Source organism: Sphingobium lactosutens (assembly GCF_013393185.1).
In the GTDB taxonomy this organism is placed as follows: domain Bacteria; phylum Pseudomonadota; class Alphaproteobacteria; order Sphingomonadales; family Sphingomonadaceae; genus Sphingobium; species Sphingobium lactosutens_A.
In genome coordinates, this window is record NZ_QJQX01000042.1 from 23,359 (window position 1) to 49,302 (window position 25,944).

At 62.7% G+C, this 25,944-nt stretch carries 20 protein-coding genes; 9 read left to right on the forward strand and 11 right to left on the reverse strand.

What is annotated here, in order from left to right; genetic code table 11:
• Positions 1–44: 44 nt before the first annotated feature.
• The 4 genes from DM806_RS10360 to DM806_RS26970 all read left to right on the forward strand — a co-directional run bounded on the left by DM806_RS10360 (position 45) and on the right by DM806_RS26970 (position 4,085).
• Positions 45–620: an RNA polymerase sigma factor gene (locus DM806_RS10360; RefSeq protein WP_179043153.1), complete on the forward strand. Its 576-nt coding sequence runs from the start codon at positions 45–47 to the stop codon at positions 618–620.
• Positions 620–1,516 (forward strand): FecR family protein, encoded by an 897-nt coding sequence (locus DM806_RS10365; RefSeq protein WP_179043154.1) that lies wholly within the window; start codon positions 620–622, stop codon positions 1,514–1,516. Before DM806_RS10360 ends, DM806_RS10365 begins: the two co-directional genes overlap by 1 nt.
• 84 nt (positions 1,517–1,600) lie before the next feature.
• On the forward strand, positions 1,601–2,707 hold the full coding sequence (locus DM806_RS27250; RefSeq protein ID WP_256869219.1) for a TonB-dependent receptor plug domain-containing protein: 1,107 nt from the start codon (positions 1,601–1,603) through the stop codon (positions 2,705–2,707).
• Positions 2,655–4,085, forward strand: a complete 1,431-nt coding sequence (locus tag DM806_RS26970; protein ID WP_256869239.1) for a TonB-dependent receptor — start codon at positions 2,655–2,657, stop codon at positions 4,083–4,085. The genes DM806_RS27250 and DM806_RS26970 overlap by 53 nt, the downstream gene beginning before the upstream one ends.
• A gap of 325 nt (positions 4,086–4,410) precedes the next feature.
• On the opposite strand, the gene DM806_RS10375 is transcribed toward DM806_RS26970, so the two are convergent.
• The gene (locus DM806_RS10375; protein WP_179043155.1) at positions 4,411–5,142 is read right to left on the reverse strand and encodes an EthD domain-containing protein; all 732 of its coding nucleotides are present in this window, start codon (positions 5,140–5,142) and stop codon (positions 4,411–4,413) included.
• A gap of 299 nt (positions 5,143–5,441) precedes the next feature.
• Positions 5,442–6,203 (reverse strand): SDR family NAD(P)-dependent oxidoreductase, encoded by a 762-nt coding sequence (locus DM806_RS10380; RefSeq protein WP_179043156.1) that lies wholly within the window; start codon positions 6,201–6,203, stop codon positions 5,442–5,444.
• Between the two features lie 174 nt (positions 6,204–6,377).
• On the opposite strand from DM806_RS10380, the gene DM806_RS10385 reads away from it, so the two are divergent.
• Positions 6,378–8,066, forward strand: coding sequence for an FAD-binding protein (locus DM806_RS10385; RefSeq protein WP_179043157.1), 1,689 nt, complete (start codon positions 6,378–6,380; stop codon positions 8,064–8,066).
• A 94-nt stretch (positions 8,067–8,160) separates the two neighbouring features.
• On the opposite strand, the gene DM806_RS10390 is transcribed toward DM806_RS10385, so the two are convergent.
• Together DM806_RS10390 and DM806_RS10395 are read right to left on the reverse strand one after the other, a co-directional pair.
• Positions 8,161–9,303: a sulfotransferase family protein gene (locus DM806_RS10390; protein WP_179043158.1), complete on the reverse strand. Its 1,143-nt coding sequence runs from the start codon at positions 9,301–9,303 to the stop codon at positions 8,161–8,163.
• A 198-nt stretch (positions 9,304–9,501) separates the two neighbouring features.
• Positions 9,502–10,290, reverse strand: a complete 789-nt coding sequence (locus tag DM806_RS10395) for an SDR family oxidoreductase (protein WP_179043159.1) — start codon at positions 10,288–10,290, stop codon at positions 9,502–9,504.
• 507 nt (positions 10,291–10,797) lie between these two features.
• On the opposite strand from DM806_RS10395, the gene DM806_RS10400 reads away from it, so the two are divergent.
• Positions 10,798–11,877, forward strand: a complete 1,080-nt coding sequence (locus tag DM806_RS10400; protein ID WP_179043160.1) for a Rieske 2Fe-2S domain-containing protein — start codon at positions 10,798–10,800, stop codon at positions 11,875–11,877.
• A gap of 13 nt (positions 11,878–11,890) precedes the next feature.
• A complete protein-coding gene (locus DM806_RS10405; protein ID WP_179043161.1) occupies positions 11,891–12,754 on the forward strand; it encodes an SDR family NAD(P)-dependent oxidoreductase in 864 nt (287 codons plus the stop codon).
• 79 nt (positions 12,755–12,833) lie between these two features.
• On the opposite strand, the gene DM806_RS10410 is transcribed toward DM806_RS10405, so the two are convergent.
• From DM806_RS10410 to DM806_RS10435, 6 genes are all read right to left on the reverse strand, one after another.
• Positions 12,834–13,907 carry a helix-turn-helix transcriptional regulator gene (locus tag DM806_RS10410; protein ID WP_179043162.1) on the reverse strand — a complete coding sequence of 358 codons (1,074 nt, stop codon included), beginning with the start codon at positions 13,905–13,907 and terminating at the stop codon, positions 12,834–12,836.
• Positions 13,908–13,973: 66 nt separating this feature from the next.
• Positions 13,974–16,244 (reverse strand): TonB-dependent receptor, encoded by a 2,271-nt coding sequence (locus tag DM806_RS10415; RefSeq protein ID WP_179043163.1) that lies wholly within the window; start codon positions 16,242–16,244, stop codon positions 13,974–13,976.
• 72 nt (positions 16,245–16,316) lie between these two features.
• The gene (locus DM806_RS10420; protein WP_179043164.1) at positions 16,317–16,853 is read right to left on the reverse strand and encodes a nuclear transport factor 2 family protein; all 537 of its coding nucleotides are present in this window, start codon (positions 16,851–16,853) and stop codon (positions 16,317–16,319) included.
• A gap of 44 nt (positions 16,854–16,897) precedes the next feature.
• The gene (locus DM806_RS10425) at positions 16,898–17,752 is read right to left on the reverse strand and encodes an SDR family NAD(P)-dependent oxidoreductase (protein WP_179043165.1); all 855 of its coding nucleotides are present in this window, start codon (positions 17,750–17,752) and stop codon (positions 16,898–16,900) included.
• Between the two features lie 23 nt (positions 17,753–17,775).
• Entirely contained in the window at positions 17,776–18,570 is a 795-nt protein-coding gene (locus tag DM806_RS10430) for an SDR family NAD(P)-dependent oxidoreductase (RefSeq protein ID WP_179043166.1), read from the reverse strand.
• A 17-nt stretch (positions 18,571–18,587) separates the two neighbouring features.
• Positions 18,588–20,201, reverse strand: coding sequence for a GMC family oxidoreductase (locus DM806_RS10435; RefSeq protein ID WP_256869220.1), 1,614 nt, complete (start codon positions 20,199–20,201; stop codon positions 18,588–18,590).
• Positions 20,202–20,386: 185 nt separating this feature from the next.
• On the opposite strand from DM806_RS10435, the gene DM806_RS10440 reads away from it, so the two are divergent.
• Both DM806_RS10440 and DM806_RS10445 read left to right on the forward strand, forming a co-directional pair.
• Complete coding sequence (locus DM806_RS10440; protein ID WP_179043168.1) at positions 20,387–20,905, forward strand: SRPBCC domain-containing protein; 519 nt, start codon at positions 20,387–20,389, stop codon at positions 20,903–20,905.
• Positions 20,906–21,190: 285 nt separating this feature from the next.
• Positions 21,191–23,587, forward strand: coding sequence for a TonB-dependent receptor (locus DM806_RS10445; RefSeq protein WP_256869221.1), 2,397 nt, complete (start codon positions 21,191–21,193; stop codon positions 23,585–23,587).
• Positions 23,588–23,691: 104 nt separating this feature from the next.
• Here the strand turns inward: DM806_RS10445 and DM806_RS10450 are convergent, their stop codons facing one another.
• Complete coding sequence (locus DM806_RS10450; RefSeq protein WP_179043169.1) at positions 23,692–25,833, reverse strand: oxidoreductase; 2,142 nt, start codon at positions 25,831–25,833, stop codon at positions 23,692–23,694.
• Between the last annotated feature and the right edge of the window lie 111 nt (positions 25,834–25,944).

Sequence of the window (25,944 nt, forward strand, 5' to 3'; positions counted from 1 at the left end):
CTGCGCTGGCTAACCGCCCCGCTCAGCCGAGGGGGGACGCTGACGTGACCTGGTTGAGGGATGTAGACCGCTGGTTCATTGACGAGATATTGCCGCACAGGGTTGCGTTCCGGCGGCAGGCGGCACGGCTGGTCCCGAGGGTCGAGGCGGAGGACCTGGTGCAGGAGGCCTATGCCCGGGCGATCAATGCGTCGCACCATCGCGAAATCGTCAATCCGCGCAGCTTCGTCCTCACCATTATCCGTAACCTGGCGCATGAACGCCATCGCCGCGCCACGGTCGTGCGGTTCGAGCATCTGGCCGACATGGAGGCGATGGAGATTGTCGACAGTGCGCCCGACCAGTTCGCCGTCCTTTCCGGCAATCTGGAGCTGGCGCGGCTGATTGCGCTGATGGAAAAATTGCCGCCCCAGCCGCGCGCGGTGGTGAAGATGCGGCGGATCGAAGGATTATTGCCCGGCGAGATAGCGGTGCGGATGGGCTTGTCGGTCTCTACCGTAGAGAAGCATCTTGCCAAAGGGCTGGCGATTCTTGCCTATGCGATGCAGGAAGCGCCACCGCAGGAAGAAGGAGCCCAGATCGCGCGCTTATGGCAACGCCACCGACTACAGAAAAAATGATGGAGGAAGCCGCCGGCTGGCTGGCGGCGCTCGACGCCGGTTCGGTTACACGGCAAGCGTTCGAGCAATGGCGCATGGCCGATCCCCGGCATGCGGTCGCCTTTGCCCAGGTCGCTGATGCCTTCGAGCAGGTGGAACGTCTGCGCGCGGTAGAGCAGCGCGCGGCTGAACCTGTGTCTCCGCCGATCAACCGCCGCCGGATGCTGCGCGCGGGCGTGATGGCCGGTAGCGCATCGGTCGCCGGCGCGCTGCTGGCGGTGCGGGCCACTGCGCGCGAACATGCCGAAACGGCGGTGGGCGAGCGGCGTGCGCTGGTGCTGGATGACGGCACCCGGATCGAACTCAACACTGGCACGCGGATCAGCTGGCGGACCGACAAGGGCCACAGCCGCATCTGGCTGGAGCGGGGCGAGATCGGCCTTACGGTGCCGGCCGCGCTGCGCGGCAAGCTGGAGCTGGAGGCAGGGGACGCACGATTCCAACTCGGTGCTGGCAGCTTCAATGCACGGCAGCAGCCTGAATCCTTCGACTTTCTCGTGCTGGACGGCGCGGCCGACAGTGTGCGGGGCGGTCGACTGGCAGCTGGGACAATCGCGCGAGTGATCGGCCAGAATGTCGCCGTCCGTCCGGCCGATCCGGTAACGCTCGACCGTGCGCGCAGCTGGAAGGACGGGCAGCTGGTGTTCGAAGGTGAGAGTCTCGACTTCGTCGTCGCCGAATTCAACCGCTATCTCGACCCCAGAATCGTCATCGCCGATCCGGCGCTGTCGCGCATCCGGCTGGGGGGGCGTTTTACGACTACCAACCCCAATGATCTGCTGACTGCCCTGCATGCGTCCTTCGGCATCCGATCGCAGCGCAGCGCAAATGGCGCCATTACCCTTACAGCAGGCTGATTAAATTTTTTTGCGGGTGCGATGGCGGTGGCATGCCGCCCACTCATCCCATCCTCCGAGAGACGCTTCCATCGGAGGGCAATAATGAGTTTTCATTCGGTCGCACTACCCCTGATCCTCGCCGCGGCACCCGCTAGCGCGACGAGCGATCGCGCAATCGCATTCGACATTCCGGCGCAGAATATGGCGACGTCGTTGAATGAATTTGGTCGTCAGGCCGGCGTGCAGATGGTCTTCCCCTATGACGCCATCGCCGGTCGTCGCTCGATCGCGCTCAAGGGCCGTTTTCCCCGCGCCGAGGCGCTGCGCCGGCTGATCGCCGGGCGCGGCATGGCCATTTCCTATGAGGGCGCAACGATGATTTCGCTCGCCGTCGCCAAGGCGCCGACCGAACTGTCGGCGGCCGAAGCGGGCACGGGCGTCGCAGGCGGGGGTGATATCATCGTCACCGCGCAGAAGCGGGTCGAAGACCTGTCGAAAGTGCCGCAGGCGATCACCGTCGTGTCTGGGGAGGAGGCATCGGAACGCAAGATCACCGATTTCGCCAGTCTGGTCGACGAAGTGCCCGGCCTGTCCATCAACTACAGCACCGGCGGCGAAAGCTATGGCCTGCTGACCATTCGCGGCATCGGCGGCGCGGATGATTACAAGCCCAATGGCAGCCCCTCGGTCGCGCTGCATGTCGACGGCGTCTACCAAAGCTCCAACGCCTATCTCGGTATGCCGCTGTTCGATCTGGAACGGATCGAGGTGCTCCGCGGGCCGCAGGGTACCCTCTACGGCCGCAACACCACGGCCGGCGTCGTTAATGCGATCACGCGCGGCGGCGGCGACACATTCGACGGCTATGCCGATGTGCGCTACGGCAGCTATGACAGCTTGCGCGCCGAAGCGGCGATCGGCGGTCCGGTCAGCGACAATATGCGCGTGCGGCTGGCGGTGATGACCGACCAGGGGGGGCGGTTACATGAACGGCAAGGGGGCGGGCGATCTGGCCGGTGCGCAACTCAGCGTCGGCGGCGTGGTCCAGAGCCAGGTGCCCGCCATCAACGACCCCGGTCCGCGCAAGGGCTTTGGCGACAAGGATCTGTTCGCGGCGCGCGGTACAGTCGATATCGATTTTGGGCCGGACACCAGCTTGACGCTGAAGGCCTTTGCCAGCCGCGACCGTGGCGATGCCCGTCAATATGACCGCATCAGCGCTGCGAACGACAGCAGCGTCCTCAACGCGGGCGAAGATGATGATCCCTACAGCTTCTATTCGCGCGCCTATTTTCAGCAGAAGATCGATATCAAGGGCGCGTCGGCCCAATTCTCGCACCTCTTGAACGACGCCACCCGCTTCGACATGGTGGCGGGCTGGCAGTCCAGCCAGCGTAACATCGGCGGGAATGGCGACGGCACGCCCTACCCCCAATATGAATATCTGTTCGACGAGGATCTGAGCCAGGCTTCGCTCGAAATGCGCCTGCGCAACGAGCAGCAGGGCCGCTTCAACTGGCTGGTCGGCGGCTTCTACATGAGCGACAAGATCGACTATCAGAGCCAATGGACCAGCTGGGCCGCGCGCACCATCTACCATAATATCCACAATCAGCGCCGTCGTAGCGCCGCCGTCTTCGGCCAGGCCGATTATGAACTGCTGCCCAAGGTCAAGCTGACGATGGGCCTGCGCTACACCAAGGACGACGTGGATTCGCAGGGCCGCAACATCGACGACAACCCCTGGGGCATCTCCAACTACGCCACCTTTTTCGCGACGACGCCCAATTTCCAGTGGGACAAGCAGTTCAAGGATGATGACGTGTCCGGCCGGGCGGCGGCGCAATGGTTCATCACCGATGACCTGAACGTCTTCGCCTCGGTCGCGCGCGGCTATCGGTCGGGCGGCTTCGACGGCACGTCGATCATGACGCTGGCCGAGACCGAGCCGTTCCAGTCCGAGACGGTCTGGGCCTATGAAGCGGGCGTGCGTTACTATAGGGGACCGGTCCGCCTCTCGCTCGACGCCTTCGCCAATGATTTTGACAATCTGCAGGCAACGACGCGGCTCGACAATGACACCAATGGCCGCACCAATGTCGGCAAGGCCAAGACCCGTGGTTTTGAGGGTGCGCTGAACCTCAACCTGCTGAACAGCGGCGGGCACAAGCTCGATTTCGATGCATCAGGCACCTATCTCTATTCGGAGATCACCGAGTTCAATTCCAACCGCATCGCCGATGTGACCGCCACCGTGGGCGATCCGCTGCCCGGCGCGCCCAAATGGACCGGCCGGGTCGGCCTCGTCCACAGCTACAGCTTCGGTGACGGCTGGGTGCTCAAGAGCCGTGCCAATATCTTCCATCATGGCAAGGAATCGAATCGCCTGAACGCGGTCGTCGGCAATATCTCGCCGGCCTACACGCTGCTCAACGCCCGGATCGAACTGGAATCGCCGCATGGCTGGTCGGTCTATGCGATGGGCCGCAACATCACTGACGAAGTCTATTTTCCCGAAATGAACGGCGCATCGCGCATGGTGGGCGCGCCGGCTACCTATGCCGTGGGCGTTCGCATGACCTTCTGAAAACCGGCCGAAAACGGATCCAGTATGCACGGGCCGCAGCCTTCGGGTCGTCCTGTGCGGCGCCATCTGCCAGTCCCCTGGTGGGTGGCGCCTTTTCGCTGCAGCATGTGGGTCGATGTATATCGACGCGAGCATCGGCTGGTGACAGTTGCGGATTAAGAGCAGCGAAGAGCCATCGCTCAACCGCATTCTGGATTCTCGGCGCGCGATGGAGGTTTTCAAACGCTGCCTGCGCCGCATTCCATAGCTGGAGCATGAGCATTGTTCCAAGAAGAGAGACAACAAATCCCCTCTGCCCGACGCCTATTGCAGAGTTGATCCGCCTTCAGCTGGGATGGTGGAAATCGAACTGAGATGTGGGAATGATGTCGATGCGTGCGAAGTCGATAAAGCCCGCGCAGCTGTCCATCATCGCTGTCTGATTGGCGGCAAGCTTCTCCGCATCGCCTGCCGCGTCAAAGAAAGCGCTGGGGTCCGTCATGGCCTCGATCGCAAAGCATTCTTCCACAAAAGCGTCATAGGCGGGGGCATCGTCCGTCAGCGGCTTGACGATGAGGTTTTGGATATATTCGAAATTGGCCTGCGTTTCGATGGCCACACGTGTATGATGAGAATGCCAGTGGCCGATCGCCGCCTCACGCGTTATGTCGGGACGGAAGCTGATAAAACTCGCTTGGGCCCACCCGGCGTTACGTCCGGGGCGGGCCGATGCGGGACTGGCCGATGCGGGACTGGCCTCCGAGGCGATGATCGTTGACTCACACACAAGCCACGCGGCGAAGCGCGCGCTATGAGAAGCCAGGGCCGCATCCACCGCTCCTCTGAAGCGTCGGTTGCTCGAAGGCATCCAGAACTGAGCTACCGCTGCCTGCTGCGGGGCTTGCCAACGCTGGGTGAGTTGTTCAGCTGTTGCCACCTTTTCATCGCGCACGTTGAGCCGGATATGCTGCGCTCCTCCTGCGTGTAGCGCCTGCGGCAGGCTGGCGAGGATGCGCGCGCCATAGGCTTCGCGATTTTCACCTTCAGGCGCCCACAGGGCGGCAATAACCTTCTCCATTTTTACGCGCTCCGCTTTTTAGAAATTCGGGCTCCGCCCTGCAGCGGAATGGTTTTGCTGATCCTTGGTTGTCCGCCCGACACAGGCTGCCGGTAACGGCGGATTGGATTGAGTGCCTGGCCTGGCCGCGGCCCCCTGTACGCGATCCCGGCTGAGGAGGATGGTCAACATTGGCGATGATGGTCGATCCCGCTCCCAGCCATGTTGCAAACCGGCCGCTATGTGCCGCGGCGGACGGTAGCCAATATTGCACCACGGCTTTCGCCGTCGCAGATCAGCTTTTCCATATCTCGCCTCGTTCAGCCGAAATTGGCCTGCCCACCGTCGAGCGGGATGGTCGCGCCGGTCAGATAGGACAGGTCCACCCCGCACAGCGCGACGATGGCGCGGCCGATATCCTCTTCAAGCCGACCGATGCGGCCCAGGGGGATGGTGCGGAAAAAGGCTTCGGCCTCTTCCGGATTATTCTCGATCCACCATTTGAGGCCGGGCGATTCGGCATGGGGGGCGATGGTGAGGACGCGGATATTCTCCCGCCCCCATTCCGATGCGGCGGCGCGGGTGAGCGCGCGGGTCGCCTGCTTGATCGCGCCATAGCAGCCATAGGTCGCCATGTCCCAGCGGATGCCCGCCGAGGAGGAAAAGTTGAAGATGGTGCCGCCGCCGCGCTGCGCCATATGGGGATGGACCAGTTTCATCAGGCGGAAGGAGGCGAGCGGGCCGGATTCGAATCCGGCTGCAAAAGCGTCATCCGACACCTCGTCGATCAGGCCGAGCGGCACCTCCTGCGCATTGTTGACCAGGATATCGATGCCACCCAGGTCGCGCACGGCCGTCTGGACCGCGCTCGCTAGGTCGCTGGCGTCCTTGACGTTGCAGGCTGTCGGAATGGCGCGCACGCCGCGTTCCCGCGCCCGCCGCGCGGTCTGTTCGACCTTGTCCAGCGTGCGCCCCGCGAGCAGCAGGTCGACGCCCTCACTGGCCAGGGCGAGGGCAATCCCCTGGCCTATGCCTTGCCCCGCTCCGGTAATCAGGGCAACCTTGCCTTTCAACGCCGCCATCTCACTCCCCTGCATTGATCGTAGAATATTTTAACTCATATTACGCATGAAGTTGACATTATGGCAAGTATGACCGCATTCTGCGTTTGAAAATTGTAAAAATGTTACGGTCTATGAAGCGGCGCAGCCGCCTTCGTTTCAGCCGGCGGGATCAGGATTCGGAAGCGGACAAGCATGAGCAACTGGGACAAGCAGGTCGATATCCTCGTGGTGGGATCGGGTGCGGGCGGCATGGTATCGGCGCTGGTCGGCGCGCATGACCGGGCCGACGTGCTGATCGTCGAGAAGGCGGACCTGTGGGGCGGCACATCCGCGACATCGGGCGGCGGCATCTGGATTCCCGGGAGCGACCCGGCGAAGGCGGCGGGTTTCGAGGATGATCTTGACGACGCCTTCGCCTATGTCCGCGCATTGTCGGCGGACAATGTGCCGGACGCGAATATCCGCGCCTATGTCGACAATGCCGCGCCGATGTTGCGCTGGGTCATGACCCATACGCCGGTCCAGTATATGGCCTTTCCCTATCCCGACTATCATGCCGAAAACCCCGGTGGATCGGCGCAGGGCTTTCGTACCCACCTGCCCCTGCCGCTCGACGGCAAGCCGCTGGGCGCGGATATTCGCACGCTGCGCTTTGCCTCGCCGGCGGCCAGTCTGTTCGGCTATCTGAACTGGCATTTCAGCGAGACCTATGAACTGCTGTACCGAACCAAGGGGTGGATCCGGAATCTGGTCGTCAACATGGGGAAATATTGGCTGGACCTGCCCTTCCGTCTGACCTCGCGCAAGGATCGGCGGTTGACGCTCGGCAATGCGCTGACCGGCGGGCTGCGCATGGCGCTCAACCGGCAGCGCGTGCCGCTATGGCTGGAAACGCCGCTCAAGCATCTGGTGCGGGAAGGCGGCAGGGTCACGGGCGCGGTGGTGGAGCGGGACGGCAAGCCCTATCGGATCGGCGTGCGCAAGGGCGTTGTGCTGGCGGCCGGCGGTTACGACAAGAATCAGGCGATGCGGGACAGCCATGCGCCGCTCTATCCTGCGGCACGCTATTCCGGCGGCGTGACCAGCAATAGCGGCGACAGCATCCGGGCGGGGGAGGATGTGGGTGCGGCGACGATGAATATGCAGTCTGCCTGGGCCGCGCCGGTCTTCTATGTTCCGGGGGAGGATCGCGGCCGGCTCTGCACGGTCGAGCGCGCCTTGCCCGGCTGCATCATGGTGAACCGGCAGGGCGCGCGCTATCTTAACGAGGCGGCCTCCTATCATATTGTCGGGCAACAGATGGCGCGACGTCAGGCGGAGCATGGAGACGCCTCGCCGAGTTGGATGATCTTCGATCATGACTATCGGCACAAATTCCCGATGGGACCGCTCTACCCGCTGATGCCGACCTTCCTTCACAGCCAGGCTGTGCGCAGCATCCTGAAGCGGGGTGACTCGATCGAAGCGCTGGCCCGGCAGATCGGCATCGATCCGGCGGCGCTCGCGGCCACCGTGGCGGGCTTCAACCGGCATGCGGCAACGGGCGAAGATCCCGAATTTCATCGCGGCGAAGCGGCCTATGACAAAATGTATGGCGATCCCCGCCATGGCCCCAATCCCTGTCTGCGTCCTCTGGACAAGGGGCCTTATTACGCGATGCCGATCTATCCGGGCGACATCGGCACCAATGGCGGGTTGCAGACCAACGCTCATGCGCAGGTGATCGACGCGATGGGGAAGGTCATTCCCGGCCTCTATGCGGTAGGCAATAATGCGGCGTCGGCCATGGGTGAAAGCTATCCCGGCGCCGGCGTCACGATCGGGCCGGCCATGACCTTCGGCTATGTCGCGGCGCGGCACATGACCGGCGGCAACGGCTGACCAGAGCGCGAAAAATGGCGGGGAAGGGCATATTTGCCCTTCCCCTATTTCCTGCCATCCGCTCACTGGACGTCTTGTTGCTATGGTCGGCCCGTCAAAGGATATAGCGCTCGCGATAGGAGGCGAAGGCATGCCTGATCGTTTCTTCGTCCAGTCCGAAACGTTCCGGCGCATAATCATGCATCGGTCGCTGTTCGCGCTTGTTGCCTGCGAGAAATTCGCTGAGCGCCGCTTCGAGGCGATTATCCACCGGGATGCCGATGCGGGACAGGACGCGCTGCGCCTGCGCCATCGGATCCCTGCCGACTTCGCGATAGTCGATATCGATGAAGCGATGCTCGCCGATCCGCGCGCGGGCAGCTTCGAACATCCGCATCCATTCGGTGAGGCGCGGCAACCAGAATGCGCCGACCTCGCTATCGGCCACTGTGGCGCTCAGCTTGTAGAGCGCCGCCTGCATGGAGACATAGGATGGAACCGTCTGCAACGGATCGCGGTGGGTCATGATGAGCAGCGCGTCGGGAAACGCACTTGCGGCCAGCTCCGCATAGGGCAGGTTGGACGGGCTCTTCAATATCCATTTTGCGCCCCGGCGTGCCGGATCCTGCCATTGAAGATATTGGAGAATGGTTTTCAAATCCTCATGACCATGTGACTGGTCGTAACCATTGAGCCAGCGGGTGAAGGCTGGAACGAAATTCATTCCTTCCACCATGGTGCTGACGAACATTTGCCCCAGCACCAATATCTCCTCGTCCGGCGCATCGGGGTCGAGCGGGTGGATGGAGGCGAGTTCGGGGGCCAGTTCCAGCCAGCCGTCGATCATCGCCTGCGCATAGGCGCGTCGTTCGACCGGATTGCCGCGCTCCTCGCCGGGGAAGGGCGCGAAATTCTGCGCCTCATACCAGCGCAGGCCGGTCATGCCCGGCGCGCTGGCCAGCAATCGCTGGAAAATGGTGCTGCCGGTGCGCGGCAGGCCCAGGATGATGCCGGCGACTTCGACCTTTTCGTCCCGTATCTCGGGATGGTGCTTGATGTCGTCGACCATCCGCAGGCGGCTGACCAGTCCCTTGACGATGACTTCGGTCGTGGCGGCGCAGCCGTCAGGCGTCAACCTGCCTTCGCAATTGGACGACTGCAGAAATTGATCCATCGGTTCGAGGAACCAGAGATCACCGAAATCCTCGAGTCCCGCCCGGTTCCGCGCCTGTTGCAGCAAGGTTTCGCGGTCAAGCATTGTCCTTCTCCTTATATTCTTTCCGGTCGATCGTGACGCATCCAGCAGGGCGGCGTCACGCCGTCGCGTCCGGCAAAGTCAGGTCTGCATCAGGTCCGCGCTCCCGTCGTGCACAAGCCCCGGATGATGGCCCTTTCGTCGAGCAGCATGGCCATGGCATCCTGGGAAAGGATGGAAGCGCCGCCGCCATTCTCCATGTCAGGGGGCCATCCAATGGCCACCATTGACGTCGATCGACGCGCCGCTGACGACGCGGCTATAATCGGACAGCATCATCAATACCGCGCGGGCGCAATCCTCCTCCGGCGGGATGATGCCGATCGGGATATCCCGGGTGATCCCGGCGATGACGTCGTCGCGCATCAGGCCGGTATCGACCTGCGACTGGATATGCCCTTCCACCGGTTCGCCATGAATCCAGCCCATGCGGCAGGTGTTCACGCGGATGCCGAAGCGGCCAAGGTCAGCCGACATATATTTGCCCAGCGTGTTGAGCGCGCCCTTGGCGACCGCATAGCCCATTTCCATGCCATGTTCGCCGCCAAAGGGACGCACGGTGGCCATGGTTGATATATTCACCACCGCGCCGCCGTCGCGAAGATAGGGAATGCACGCTCGGGTCAGGCGCAGCGCGCCAAGGCAATTGACGTCGAACGCCTTGGCGAGGTCGGCATCGTCGCTATTCTCGATAAAGCTCCAGTCGCCATGATAATAGGCGCTGTTAACCAGGCCATGGATGCGGCCACCGAATGCGGACGCCGTGCGCTCCGCCAGCGCCACGCACTGGTCGGAATCGGACACGTCGCAGCGGATGGCTATGGCATTGCCGCCAGCAGCCAGAATATCGTCGCGCACTGCCTCTATGAAAGTCTGGTTGCGGGCGGCCAAGGCCACCGACGCGCCTTCCGCGGCAGCGATATGGGCCAGCGCCCGGCCCATGCCGGGGCCGACCCCGCTGATAATCACCACCTTGTCTTTCAGCAGCATCTGTCTCTCCTCGGAAGGGTATGGCGGCTTCCGTTTGCGCCTTGTCCCATTTCGTCGCGCGATCATGCGCCTTTGAAAGGCGTCTGTGGACCGGCGGATCATAGGCTAAAGTCGAAAAATGACGCATGCAATACGTAAAATAAATCCATAGACTGATAAAATCATTAAAAGGCGTAAAATATGTGATATATTCTACGCAAATTTGCCGCGGGCTATGCCATGGTGCGGTTCGCATTTTTATCGCGAGGGTAGGGTGTAAGACCATATCGCATCGCGCGGGGCGATGGCCGCGCAACTCCGGCAAGCGGGGAGGGTCTGTGGTTGTGGCCGATCGAGCAGATGCAGGTGAAAAAACTAAAATATGTCACGCGTTATTGGCATATAATATGAACTGATATGCAGTTTTGCGTAGGAAAATGCGATATATGTGGCATGAATGCCTCGCCAGGGGCTGGCATCTTGCCATTCGCCATGTTAGGTTGTCACCGAAAGCGAGAGGATTTTATCATGGCAACGTCTTCGGACTATCGTCTGGGTGAGTTCGAATTTCCGCGCGGCTGGTTCATGGTCGGCGAAAGCGCCGAGGCGACGATGACGCCGCGATCGATGCGCTATTTCGGCCAGGATCTGGTCCTGTATCGTGGCGAAAGCGGCACGCCCTATGTGGTGGAAGCCTATTGCCCGCACATGGGCGCGCATCTGGCGAAGAATACCACCTCCTATATCGTCCGCGACGGGGAACAGATCGAGGGCGATTCGATCCGCTGCCCATTCCATGGCTGGCAATTCGGGCCGGACGGGGGCTGCCGGAATATTCCCTATTCCGATTTCGTGCCCAAGGCGGCGAAGCTCAAGACTTTCCCGGTAGTCGAACGCGCTGGGACCATCTGGATGTGGTTTGATCCCGAAGGACGGGAACCGAATTTCGACCTTCCCGACTTTGGCGGCCATTTCGATGCGCCCGGCTGGGTCAACTGGAAGATCGACTATATGGGCGATCTCGATATTCACCCGATCGAGGTGGTCGACAACATGGCCGACTATGGCCATTTCGTGCCCATCCATGGAGCCAAGGACTTCGTTTACTTCGCCAATGAGTTCAAGGACCATATCGTCCATCAATATTATGCCGCCGGCCACCGCACATTGACGCTCAATCCAGAGGATGTGCTGACACTAGACACCTGGTATACCGGACCATCGATCCTTCAGTCGGAAATGGAAGGAACATTCAATTCCTTCATCATGATTACCCATACGCCGATCGAGGATGGCAGAATCCGGGTGTGGCACGGCCTGATGGTTCAGGTGAATGACGGATCGGCCCCGATCACGGACGATCTGCGCGCCGCCGCGCTGGAATATCAGGAAGGCAGCCGCCTCGCCTTCGCCCAGGATGTCGAGATCTGGCAGAACAAGCGTGCCTGCCTCAATCCGATGGTCGTTCCCAATGATGGCCCCTATGGCAAGGTCCGCCTCTGGTACAAGCAATTCTACAATCCGCGCGACAAGGCGCCGGACATGCAGAAGCGCGCCAATGGCATGCATGTGACGCTCGATAAGCGGGACAGCAGCGCCGCCGCCTGAAGGAGACAGTCGAATGGAGACGAATGACCGTCCGGTGGCGATCGTCACCGGCGCCAGCCGGGGTGCAGGCCGTGGCATCGCCGTGGCCTTGGGGGAAAAGGGCTATCGCGTCTATGTGACCGGCCGCTCGGTTCGGGAAGGGGATGCGGTCCTGCCCGGCACCATCGGCTCGACCGCGGCGCAGGTCGACGCGGCGGGCGGCGAAGGGCGGGCGGTGCAGGTCGATCATGGCGACGCCGCCGCCATCGCCGCGCTGTTCGATCGGGTGCGCTCCGAAAGCGGACGGCTCGACATCCTCGTCAACAATGTCGCTGCGCTGCACGACGATCTGGTGAAGCCCGGTCCTTTCTGGGAAAAATCGACCGGGCTGGCCGACATTTTGGACGTCGGCCTGCGTTCGCATTATCTGGCGAGCTGGCATGCCGCCCGAATGATGGTGCCCGCGCGCAGCGGCCTTGTCGCCTTCACCTCTTCCTTCGGGTCGGTCTGCTATATGCATGGCGCGGCCTATGGCGCGCAGAAGGCAGGGGTGGACAAGTTCGCTGCCGACATGGGCGTCGATTTCCGGGGTACGGGGGTTGCGACGATCGCGTTGTGGATGGGGCCGCTGATGACCGAACGCAGCGTCCAGACGCTGGCCGATCATCCCGACCAATATGAAAAATTCATGGCGGATGCGGAAACGCCCGAATTTAACGGCCGGGTCATCGCCGCGATCCATGACGATCCCGCCCGCGACGAACTGAACGGCCAGACGCTCATCACCGCGGAAATCGCCCGGCGCTACGGCATCACCGAAGCGGGCGGGCGGACGCCGCCTTCTTACCGCGCCATATTGGGAGAACCGCGCATTCCCCACCCGGCCATCGTCGCTTGACGACGGCAGGATGGGGTTTGGATTTTCGCCAAAAACATTTAAAAACAAATATTTATATAGATATCCGTCGGATTGCGCGCTAATTGTCCAGATCGCTGTCCAGACTGCGCAGCAGCGTCACCAGCTGCACCTGCCGATGGGTGCCCGTCTTGGCGAAGATCGCGCGCAGGTGCGACCGGGCCGTATTGTAGGCGATATCCAGCGCGCTCGCCGCATCGGCCAGCGCGGTTCCAGCAAGCAACTGCACCGCCAACGCGGCTTCCGCCCGGGTCAATTGAAAACGGTCGCGCAGGCTTTCGCCTGAAGGTCCGGCGGGACGGCTTGGGTCGCTCAGGAACAGGGCCAGCCAGGCGCCGTCGCCATAAGCTGGCGAAGGCACGGCGCGGGCGCGGCCATGCAGCGCCGGACCGTTGGTGGTGGCGATCTCGAACAGGCTTTCTTCGCCGGCGGGCGGCGGGGTCGCGAGCACGCGGGCGATCGTGGCGGTTGCGGCGCCTGTGCGTGGCTCCAGCCTGCCGTTCCGATCCGCGATGATGGCGCCATCCTCCAGCATCCGCGCGGCGACGGCATTGCGGCGCATGATCCGGCCGTCGCGGTCCAGGATCAGGGTCGCCACCGCCAGGTCGGCCATGGCGCTGCTGAACAACTGGCTTTCGGCCTGGGTGGTGGTGAGACGGGCATGCAGGTCGAGCGCGATCCGCAAATGGGGGATGAGACGCACGAGCAATCCCTTTTCGTCTTCCCCGAAATCCGCGCGACTATCGTCGCGGGTCAGGCGCAGGCGCACGGCCGTATCGGGTGGCCGATGCAGGTCGACGCCCAATATCTGGCCGGTGCGCGCCACATCCATCCAGTGGCGAAAGCGGGCGGGAATATGATGCACGAAGTCGTTGAAGGACACGACCTGCCCCTCCGGCAGTCCGACAAAGGGGTCGGCTTCCGAAATCTCCCGATATTCCTGCGTCAGGTCGGGATTGGCGCCGGGCGTCACATGGGCATCGATACCGGCGCAGCCCCGGCCGATGATGAGCGTCGCGAAGGCCGCATCGGTCGCAGAGGCCAGGGCCTGTAGAAACGCTTCCCAGGGCGGCGAACGCGTGAGGCCGCCATAGAGATGTTCCAGCAGGCCGGTGAAGGCGTCGTCGTCCGTCATCGGGCGACCCGCCCGTGCGATGCCGGACGACAGGATGTGGCCAGCATCGCAAAACATGCCGTCCGCTCAGCGACGCCAGGCCAATGTAATGCTGTAACGGCGCGGCGGCGCATAATAGGCCTCGGTAAAGCCGAAGCTGGTCGACGCATCATAACCCGCCGTGATGACGCGCCGATCGGTGATATTGTCGACGCCCGCCCGTACCGACAGGCCGCTGTCCGCAAAGCGCAGTTCCGCGCTCGCGTTGAGGATCGCGTGATCGGGCTGGCGCAGCAGGGGCGTGTTTTCGGCATCGACATAGACCTCGCTCTTGTAGGCCACATCCAGACGAAAAACAGCCTCCATCGCATCGCCCAGCGGCGCCTGATAGACGGCGCTTGCGTTGGCGGTGATATCGGGCGCCTGCTTCAGCCTGCGATTGCTGACATCGGTCGGCACGCCGTTGATGACCGACACATAGTTAAGATATTTGGCGTCGAGCAGGCCGAGCGCGCTGGTCAGGGTGAAGCGCGGCGTGACGTGGAAATTGCCCTCCAGTTCGATGCCCTGGATGCGCGATCGACCGGCATTTTCATTGCGCACGACGATCAGGCCGCTTGACGGGCTGACGGTGGAGACGAGGATCTGCTGGTCGCGATAGGCGTTGCGGAAGACGGCGAGGTTGATCGTCGCGAGCCGACCGAAGCCCGCCTTGATCCCCGCTTCATAGGCGGTCAGATGCTCCGGATCATAGGAACCGATTTCCTCCAGCGACGTCGGCCGGCCGTTGAAGCCGCCGGACCGGAACCCCTTGGAAAAGGACGCATAGGTCATCAGGTTCGGCCGTATCTTGTAGGATAGCGAGGCGCGCGGAGTGAAGGCGTCCCAGCTCTTTTCAAGCCTGTAGCTGGGCGTCCCCGCCAGCAGCGGCTCGCCCGAATAGATACGGATCGCAGACTGGGAGAATGTCTTCTTCTCCCAGGTATAGCGCGCGCCCAGTTCCAGCGACAGGCCGGTCGCCAGCTCATAATTGCCATTGGCGAACAGCGCGAGATTGTCGGTGCGCTGGCGGTTGCGAAAGTCGATGTTGAAGTCGAGCGACGACGCCGGAATGGCAATGCCGGGCGCCACCGGGAAGGGATCGAGTCCCGCCGCGACCAGTGCAGGATACAGGCCGTCGGCCACGATCAGCCTGGTATCGTCGCGCGTCCTCTCGCGATAGGCGAAGGCGCCGAGCAGCAACGTCCCGCGCCCGCCCAGATCGAGCGCCAGTTGCAGTTCCTGGCTGATCTGCCGGGCCTTTTCATCATGGATGTCGCCGGCATAGTTGACGGCCGCCGATGCATCGCCGTCACGGCCGAACAGGGCGTCGACATAGCGATAGGCGGTGATCGACTTCAGCGTCGCTCCGCCCAGATCGGCGGTCAGCGTCAGCGACGTGTTGAAAGCGTCAGTCTGGTCCTTGTTGAGGGCGGGCGTGCTGTCGGTGCGGTCGATTTCGCCCGGCACCGTGCAGCAGGGGGCGAGGAAGGTCGATTGCAGGATCGAGAAGAAGGTCGGGGTGAAGGCGATCATGCTGTGCGGCGCGCTGTGCTGGCGGCGGCGCAGGCCGTCAGCCTGTAGCACGGCGTCCAGGCCCTCGCCGTTATAATGGAGCGCCATCTTGCCTGCGACGACGTTGCGATTGCCCAGATTCTTGCCCGATGGGATTTTCTGCCAGCCCTCGCCAAATTCGCCCAGCGTCGCGACGCCCAGCGACCAGCGATCCGACAGCGGCGTTTCCACATAGGCGCGCCCGCGCACCGTGTTGAACGATCCATAGCGCAGGTCGGCCTCGACCCGTTGCTGCTGCCCGGGAATGGCCGACACGATGTTGATCGCGCCGCCCACCGTATTCTTGCCGAACAATGTCCCCTGCGGACCGCGCAGCACCTCGATCCGGTCAATGCCCAGCAATTCGGTGGTCGCGCCAAAGGTGCGGGCGACATAGACGCCGTCGATATAGACGCCCACCGCCGGGTCGGACGTGATGATGAAGTCATTCTCGCCCACGCCGCGGATGAAGGGCGCGATGCCGCCGCTATTGCCGCCCTGGCCGGGGGTGAATTGGATGTTCGGCGCGATCTGGCTGATCTGCGTGACATTGTCGAGACCCCGGCTGTTGAGTGCAGACGCATCGACGGCGCTGACCGCGATCGGCACGTCCTGCAACCGCTCCTCGCGGCGGCGCGCGGTAACGACGATGTCGTCGCCGTCGGCCATTGTGGCGGGTATTCGGCTCGGCTCGGCCTGGGCAAGCGCCAGTGATGGCGCCATCAATGTGGCCAGCGATGCCATGGCAAATGCTATACGGGACATAAGGCTCCCCCTGGGATTATGTTTTGTTTGGCTGAATTGGGCGGGCGGCATCGTCGTACCGCCCGAAGATGTCTATGAAATGGCTTCCCACTCGATCAGATGGCTGATGTCGCGGCGTTCTTCGCGCTTGCGCCCGGCGGTGGCCAGATAATGACATGTGATTTGCGCATCGGCCGCGAGCGGACGGACCATCTCGAACACGCGGTCATATTCGGTGCGGGCGATCTTCCACACGCCGTTCTCGCGGCGATACCGGTCGCGGTAGATGGCGCTGCCGATCGTGTGGAGCTGAAGCTCCAGATTGATGAAAATATCCTCCAGATACCAGATGCCCTCGGCGCTGTCCTCGCCGGTCAGCGTGATTTCGGGCATATGGCCATGATGCATGGCGACAGCGTCGGAGTTGAAGCTGTTGGCCAGGAATTCCATCATATTGTCGCGCCCTTCCAGTCGGACGCGATAGGTGCCGCCGCGATATTCGACGGCGATATCGTCGGTGAACAGGCTGGCGAGCAGGTCCATGTCCGCGGTATCGATGCCCCGGAAATAGCGATGCTTGAGCGTGCGTATATCCTCGACATCGCTCAATTGCTGCAATGTATAGGCCATCGATCCTCTCCATCAGAATGCAATATATTTCGGCCGGACCGGCGTCAGGCGCCCAGCAGGGCGCGGGTCTGTTCGTTGAGCGTGGGCGGCGCCTGCTTCTGGAAAAAGCCGACCCGCTCCGCCAGCGCCCGGTCCGTCATGTCGGGCTGGCTGGAAATCCAGAATTTCCGGGCGGCCAGACCTTCGACGAAATGGCGGCAGCCTTCGTCCAGGTCCATGCCGTAACTGGCCATCATCTGCGCCATGGCGGCGCGATGGGCGGCGGCGCCCTCCGGCTCGCCGTTGCCCGCTTCGGCGTCGAATATGCTGGTCTTGAGCATGCCGGGAATGATCGAGCAGACATTGATCGGCGCCCCTGCGACCTGCATCTCCAGATAGAGGCATTCGCTGAACGACTGAACCGCGTGCTTGCTCATGATATAGGCTGCCTGCGTCGGCATGATGCCGAAGGAACCGATCGAGGCGAGGTTGGCGATCCAGGCTTCCTTCCCCACCCGCAGCATGTGCGGCACGAAGGAGCGAACCCCATGGACCACGCCATGGATATTCACGTTGAGCGTCCTTTCCCAGCGGTCGATCGGAATTTCCCAGCTATAGCCGACGGTTTCTATGCCCGCATTGTTGACCAGCAGGCGGACGGCGCCGTGCCGGTCGAATATGTCCAGCGCCAGCGCATCCAGCGCCTCCGGTTTCGCCACATCGACCTGGATCGCTTCGGCCTTGCCGCCCGCTGCGACGATGTCCGCTGCGACCGCATCGGCCCTGGCCTTGTCGATGTCGGTGACGATCACGGTCATGCCGATCTGGCCGCAGCGGCGGGCCAGGCCCATGCCGATCCCCGCGCCTGCACCGGTGATGACGGCGACGCCGCCTGTAAAGATTCTTTCTTCCTCGGTCATGAGGGCCTCTCTCCGCGACCGGGTTAGATCGACGCCAGCGCGGCGGGCGCGGCGGGCAGATAATGATGATAATAGCCCGCGGCCCAGCCGCCATCGACCGCCAGTTCCGCGCCGCAGACATAGCTGGCGTCGTCGGAGCAGAGAAACAGGCTGGCGGCGGCGATTTCCTCCGGTTCGCCGATGCGCTGGAGCGGCACGCGCTCATAGCCGACATTCTTCGCCGCGCCTTCCAGCGCCTGGGGATTGCCCATGACGGTGTTGACGCCGCCGGGATGCACCGAATTGACGCGCACGCCCTGATGGCCGAATTCCAGTGCGGCCGTCTTGGTGAGGCCGCGCACCGCCCATTTGGAACTGCTATAGAGAGCGAGCGCATTGGCGCCGCGCAGGCCGTCGACTGACGAGATGTTGACGATCGCGCCGCGCCCCGCCGCGCACATCGCGCCGCCGACATGCTTGAGACCCAGCATGGTGCCCTTGACGTTGACCCCCAGCACCCGGTCGATCTGCTCGACCGCCAGCCCCACGATCGGCGCGAAGGCGACGACAGCGGCATTGTTGACCAGCGCATCGATCCGGCCATGGCGCGCCATGACGGCCTCCACCAGCCCCGTCCAGCTGCCTTCGTCCGATACGTCGAGACGCTGGAACATGGCTGCCTCGCCAATGTCCGCAGCCAGCGCCGCGCCTTCGGCCTCCAGCAGATCGGCGATGACGACCTTCGCGCCTTCGCGGGCGAACAGGCGTATCGTCGCCTCCCCCATGCCCCGCGCGCCGCCCGTCACGATGGCGACCTTGCCCTGCAACCTTCCGGCCATGATGATGCTTCCTTGTCCTATAATGCTGTCGAAAAATGGGTTTTGCCCAGGATCATGTCAGCCGCCTTTTCCGCGACCATGATGGTGGGCACATTGGTATTGCCGCCCGGCACGCGCGGCATGACTGATGCATCGACCACCCGCAGCCGGGAAAGCCCCCGGACCCGCAATTGCGGGTCGACCACGGCCATCGGATCGTGCCCCATGCGGCAGGTGCCAACGGCATGGATGTCTGACGTTGCGGTCGCGCGCAGATAGGCGTCCAGTTCATCGTCTGACCGGATGTCGGCGCCGGGCGCCAGTTCCTCCCCCCGGAAAGGATCGAAGGGGCTTTGGGCGAAGATGGTCCGCACCGCCCGGATAGCGGCGCGTCCCATCGCCATGTCCCCGGGCGTCGACAGGATATTGGGATCGATCGCCAGTGGCGCGGCAGAATCTGGTCCGGTGAGCTTGATCGTCCCGACGCTTGCCGGACTGAGCAGGTCGATATGCGCGAAATAGCCATGCTCCATGATGAGCTTGCGCCCCATGGCTTCATACAGGGCCATGGCGAAATGCACCTTCACATCGGGATGCGCAGCGCCCGGCATGGTCCGCAGATATGCGCCGACTTCCGCCGGCGGCTCGGCCATCGGCCCCTTGCGGAACAGCAGGAAATGGGCGAGCGCCTTCGTCGCGACCAGCGGATGAAAGACGTTGAACAAGGACACGGGCTGGGTGCAATAATGTTTGACGCTGATCGCGACGTGGTCGCGATAATTCTGCCCTACGCCGGGCAGATGATGAGTGACCGGCACGCCGACCTGCGGCAGATGATCGCCATCGCCGACGCCCGACTGCATCAGAATAGCGGGCGAATGGATGGCGCCCGCCGACAGGATCACCTCACGACCGGCGCTGGCCTGCTCGATCCGTCCGTTCCGACGCCAGGCGACGCCGGTGGCGCGCCCTTCCTCTAAGATGATCCGTTCGACATGCGCGCCGGTGACGATGCGCAGATTGCGCCTTTTGCGGGCAGGCTTCAGATAGGCGCGCGCCGCGCTCCAGCGTCGGCCGGCAGACGCGGTGACGTCGGCGGCCGCCACGCCTTCGCGCCTGGATCCGCTGGGATCGTCATTATAGGGGAGGCCTGCGGCGATCGCGGCGTCGCGAAATGCCCTGGCCAAAGGGTGCCTGATCCCCGGCCGCGTCACCAGCAGCGGGCCGCCGCGTCCATGATAACCATCCTCGCCGCCCGGTTGAAAATCCTCCAGCTTGCGGAAATAGGGGAGCACATCGTCATAGCTCCATCCTTCATTGCCCAGTTGCCGCCAGCGGTCATAGTCGGCCGCTGCGCCACGATCATAGACCATGCCGTTGATGGACGATGATCCGCCCAGCACCTTGCCGCGCGGCGTGTAGATCTGCCGCCCCCCGGCGTGGAACTGGCGCGTGCTGACATGCATCCACTGGAACATGCCCCGATACATGATAGGCAACAGGCCGCCCGGCGCGTGGATGAAGATGCTGTCGTCCTTGCCGCCCGCTTCCAGCAGCAACACCCTGTTGCGCGGGTCTTCCGACAGACGCCCCGCCAGCACGCATCCGGCGGAGCCGCCGCCTATGATGATGAAATCGAAACGGTCGGCCATGCCCTTTTCCATGCGCGCCGTTCCCCGCGTTGCGACTGTTGATCTTTGTTGGCTTATTGCGTATTAAATTATGGCATATGATACGCAAGTCAAGATTGAAATCATGTAAAAACTTGAATAAGTCGTCATCATACTGGAAATGGTCGCTATCCGCGTAGAGCGTGAGGCCTGTCAGGGAGAAGCCGATGTCCGTCGAAAGTCCGGTCGCTGCGCGATATGATCCGTTTGCGCTTTACGATCCCGATATCCTGGTGGCGTCCGACCCGATCGAGATCGCGGCGCCTGCCATGCTGGTCTGGGATATCCTCACCGACATGGCGCGCTATGGCGAATGGAATCCCTTTTGCGTCTGGGCGCAATCGACGCTGGAGATAGGCGCGCCCGTTCATATGCGGCTTGTCGACTATGCCAATCCCGGCGCTCTTGCGCCCAATTGCGAATATGTCTGCGCCTGCGAGCCGGGACGGCTCTTGTCCTGGGAGTTGCGGGACAGCGCAGCCTGGCCCTATCCGGCCCGGCGCGACCAGATGATCGATGCGCTCGGACCGGAACGGTGTCGCTACCAGTCGACCGACGCCTTTACCGGCCCCAACGGCATCCATGTCATGCGCTTTTGCGGCCCTTGGGTGACGCGTGCCTTCAATGACACGGCCAGGGCGCTCAAGATGCGGGCGGAGGCCATGTATCGGGGCGACATGCGCTGACAACCGTTACGGCGGCAAGGGAGGTGTTCGTCTTGAGAAAATCACAAATTGCTTCTGCGAAGCCGCAAATTCTTCAGAAAACATTGCCACAAATCGTATCATAAATACAAAAATAATACGCATATATGGGGCGACGCCTTGTCATGTTCGCGCAAAATCGTTATATGATATCCAAGATAAGTCCGCATTACGCATATTATGTCAAAAACTATGCGGAAAACGCGTATAAAATCAGAATATATAAAACGAAAAATCTGCTGAATAGGGTGGAAAAGGGAGGATGCGATGAGGTCGATATGGCTGGCTGGCGTTGCCGGCATGGCGGGGATGCCGCTCGCAACGGCGGCAACGGCGGCAACGGCGCAGGATTTGCCGGCGGTCGGCGCTCCGCAGGATCAGGCGGCCAATCTCGGCGATATCGTCGTGACCGCGCGCCGCTCGGCGGAAACCTTGCAGAATGTCCCGGTGGCCGTCACCGCGCTGGGGGGCGATTTTATCGAGCGTCAGAATATTTCCAGCCCGGCCGACGTGCCCCAGTTCGCGCCCAACCTGACCGTCGAACAGCAGCCCTCCAGCCTGTCGGCCGCTACCGTCTATATACGCGGCATCGGCAATCAGGAGCCGTCGTCAGTGTCCGAACAGGGCGTGGGCATCTATCTGGACGGGGTCTATCTGGCCCGGTCGGCCGGTGCGGTATTCGACCTCATCGATCTGGAGCGGATCGAGGTGCTTCGCGGCCCGCAGGGCACCCTGTTCGGGCGCAACACCATCGGTGGGGCGCTGCAGCTGATCTCCAAAAAGCCCGCCAAGGACATGGGCGTCACTGCCAAGGCGGGATTTGGCCGCTTCAGCGAATGGTACACGCGCGCGCGCCTGGATACCGGCTATATCGTCGGGGATGTCGTCAAGGCGTCGATTTCGGCACAGCATCGCGAGTCCGACGGCTATGTGGACAACAGCCTCACACCCTCGTCGCAGGATCCCGGCGCGCTCAGGGCAAATTCGGTCGCAGTCGGACTGGAAGGCGATTTCGGCGACATCACCGTCAACTATAATTTCGATTATGACAGCCGCCGTGGCACGCCTGCCTTCTTCCAGATCGTCGCCGCGACCCCGCTGGCGCAGGATTATTATTCGCAGTCGCCCAGCTATGGCGGCGCGCCCTTCCTGGTCGATCCGGTGCGGCAGGGAACGGTGCAACAGGCCGGCTTCACCGATCGCAACGGCAATTTCCGTTATGGCAGCAAGACCCGCGTTCAGGGCCATGGCCTCACGATCAGCTATGAACCGATCCCGGAACTGACGATCAAGTCGATCACCGGCTATCGCAAATTCTTTCAGGACACGATCCTGAACCTGTCGGGCAATGGCGTGCTGCGCGGCCCGGTGGTCGATTTCACCGCGCCCACGCTCGTTTCGGTCCAGCAGGTCACGCCCTATACCGGCAACAATGCCCCGCAGAAACAGTGGCAGTTCAGCCAGGAATTGCAGGCGCTGGGCAAGGTCGGCGACCTCAGCTACCTGCTGGGCATATATTATTTCTATGAAAAGGCGTCGGAATATAACGCCCAGTCGCTGACCTTGGTCATGCCCGTATCGGCCCTGACCTCGATCGGCTTCCCGCAGGCGGTGGTGGATGGCATCAGCGCCCTCAACCCCGGCCTCTCGACGGTCGGCGTCAATGCCAATCCGGTCCAGGCCTTTGGCGGCACCTCTCAATCGATGGCGGTGTTCGGGCAGGCAAGCTGGAAACCCTCGGGCCTGAACGACAAGCTGGAACTCACCGTGGGTGGTCGTTTCACTGGCGACGACAAGACTGCCTATCTCGCGGGCGACGTCAGTCCGGTGCAGCGCGGCCGGAAGAGCTTCGACAATGTCTCCTGGCTGGCGTCGCTATCCTATGATGTTGTCAGGGATGTGATGATCTACGGCCGTGTATCGACCGGCTATCGATCGGGCGGCATCAATCCGCGCGCCAACGTCATCAACACATTCGATCCGGAAAAGGCGACGGCTTATGAAGCGGGCATCAAGTCGCAATTTTTCAACAACCGCCTGCGCTTCAACCTCGCCGGCTATATCACCGACTATGACAATCTTCAGGTCCAGCAATTCGCGGCGGGCAGCGGGGGCGCGACGTCGCTCATCGTCAATGCGGGCAAGGTGCGGCTGTCGGGCTTCGAGGCGGAAGTGACAGCTCTGCCGTTCCGCGGTTTTCAGATCGATGGATCGGTCGGCTATGTGAAGACCGACTATAAGGTCTTCCTGTTCCGCGATCCCGCCACCAACCAGATCCTCGACGTCGCCGATCAGGCCAAGCCGCTCTATACGCCGAAATGGAGCATCCATCTGGGCGCCGAATATTCGCATCCCGTCGGCGACGCACTTGTCCGCCTGCGCGGCGACTATTCGCATCGCACGCAAATCTGGTTCAATGCGCTCGACAATACGGCTCCGTTCAACCGGAATCTGATCTCTCCGTCGCAAAGCAACGTCAAGGCGCGTCTGTCGGTCGAGGATATTCGCCTGGGCGGCGGTAAGCTGGATATCGGCCTGTGGGGTGACAATCTGCTCAACCAGAAGCGGCTGGCCTATGGCATCGACTTCGGCGCCCTGGGCTTTGCCGGTGCGACCTTCAACAAGCCGGTGTCCTACGGCATCGACGCCCGCATCCAGTTCTGAAGCAGGGGCGCAACATAAAAGAGCGGGAGGCGAAGATCTTCGCCTCCCGCTCTTTTATGTTGCCGGAAGGAGAGCGGAGATGATCCGCTCCCTTGTCGAAATGCTCAGCGCCCCATGGCGGCAACCGCCTCGGCCGCGCCCCGGATCGCGCCCTCGATATAGGTGACACCGGTACCGTCGCCAATCTCGACCACATCATGGCCCGCATCGCGCAGCGCATTGGCGAGCGTGGAATCTCCATGCGCCCCCATGGCGACGACGACATGGTCGGCGGCGACGCTCTGCGCCTCTCCGGACGCACTGGTGAAGCGCACGGCGCCCTTGTCGATGCGGATGTCGTTGGCCCCGGCGAACATCGCCACGCCATGCTCGCGCAATTCCGCCAGCACCCGCATCCGCCGCACCAGCAGCAGCCCTCCGCCGAATTTCGGCGCATCGCCCACGATCGTCACGTCGCGACCGCGCTCCATCAGGAATTCGGCCAATTCGCAACCGACCAGTTCGCCGCCGATGATGACCACCCGCTTGCCCAGCGGCATCCAGCTATGCGTCGCCTTGCGCACCAGTTCCAGATTGGCTGTCGCGCCGGTCGCGGCGCCGACCTTGGTCGCAAGGCGCGTCGTCCAACTGGTCTTGCGACGGATCGAGGCGCTGTCCTCGCCCAGCATCATGCCGCGCAGATCATCGCCCGACAGAACGAAATCCTGGTCGCTGCCGGGAATTGGCGGCATGTCGCGCACCGCGCCCGTTGCGACGATCACCTTGTCGGGCTTCAGGCTGGCGATCAATGCGGGCGTTGCTTCGGTCTTGAGGCGTATGTCGACCGAGGACTTGCCGATCTCCCGCCGCAGCCAGTCGAGCAGTCTTTCATTGGGCTCATAGGCCAGCGCCGCAAAGCGCAGCGTCCCGCCCAGCCGGTCCGACTTCTCGATCAATGTCACCCTGGCTCCGGCCTGACTCAGTCGTCGCGCCGCCTCCATGCCGCCGGGGCCGCCGCCCGCGATGACGACATGACCGGGCACGACGGCCGGAGACCAGTCCAGATCCTCAAAACCGGTTTCCGATCGGACCGCGCACCGCACCTGCTGGCGCAGATAGGCGGTCGATACGCAGGTATAGCAATAGATGCAGGGGCGGATGTCGTCGGCCCGCCCCTCGGCCAGCTTCACCGGCAGATCCGGGTCGGCGAGCAATTTGCGCCCCATGGCGAGGAAATCGAACTCGCCGTCGGTCAGCCCCTTCTGTCCGCGGTCCAGTTCCACCCTGCCCGACGCGATGACCGGAATGGTCACGACCTTCCGGATGGCGGCGGCATATTCCAGGTGGATGCCCGGTTCGTGCGGGATGTTGGAGGCGGAGTGCAGCTTGCCCTGTCCGACGTCATGATAGGCGGTGATAGTGATGCCGTCGGCCCCGGCGGCTTCCACCATCGGCGCCAGTTCCTTGGCATGATCGATGGTGATGCCGTTCTTCTTGCCCATCTCGCGCGAGTCGATCTTGACCCACATCGGGAAGTCAGGGCCGACGGCGTCGCGCACCGCACGCACCACTTCCAGCAGCAGGCGCGCGCGGCCTTTCAGGTCGCCGCCATAATCATCGGGGCGCGTGTTGGTCGCGGGCGACATGAAGGAGGAGAGGAGATAGCCATGACCGCCATGGATCTCGATCCCGTCGAAGCCCGCCGCCTTGGATCGGCGGGCGGCGTCGGCGAACTGCCGGACGGCTAGAGCAATGTCGTCCTTGGTCAGCACCTTGATCTGTGGAACGGTACCACCGGCAAAGGCGGCCATTTCTTCCGGCAGAAAATAGTCCGGAAAGTCCCCGGCGAAGGGCGGCGGATAGGCCGGCGCCCAGAGCGGATGGCCCTGTCCCGCCGAATGGGTGGCGACCAGCCCGCCATGATGCAACTGCGTCGCGATCCGCCCGCCTGCGGCATGGACGGCATCGACCAGCCGCTTGAGGCCGGGCAGGAAATGGTCGTCGGAAATGGCGGTCTGCCTGGGCTGCACCGCGCCCACAGGCCAGGCGACGCCCATTACGCCGGTCACGATCATGCCTGCGCCGCCCCTGGCCTGTTCGACATGATAGTCGATCAGCCGCTGGCCGACCGTGCCATCTTCCTCGGCCAGGCTGACGCCCATGGCAGTCACGAAGATGCGGTTGGCGACCGTCAGCGTACCGATCCGGCCGGGACTGGACAGGGTGGGATGCCCCGAGGCGGTGCGGGGGGCGGGGGCAGCGGCCATTCGTCTCTCCTGAATCATTATATGCGTAAATTTTATCATTTCATATCACGTTTTAAGTTGATAGTCTCAATCAATAATAGTCTATCGCGTAGATATATGCGCGTTTTTGGA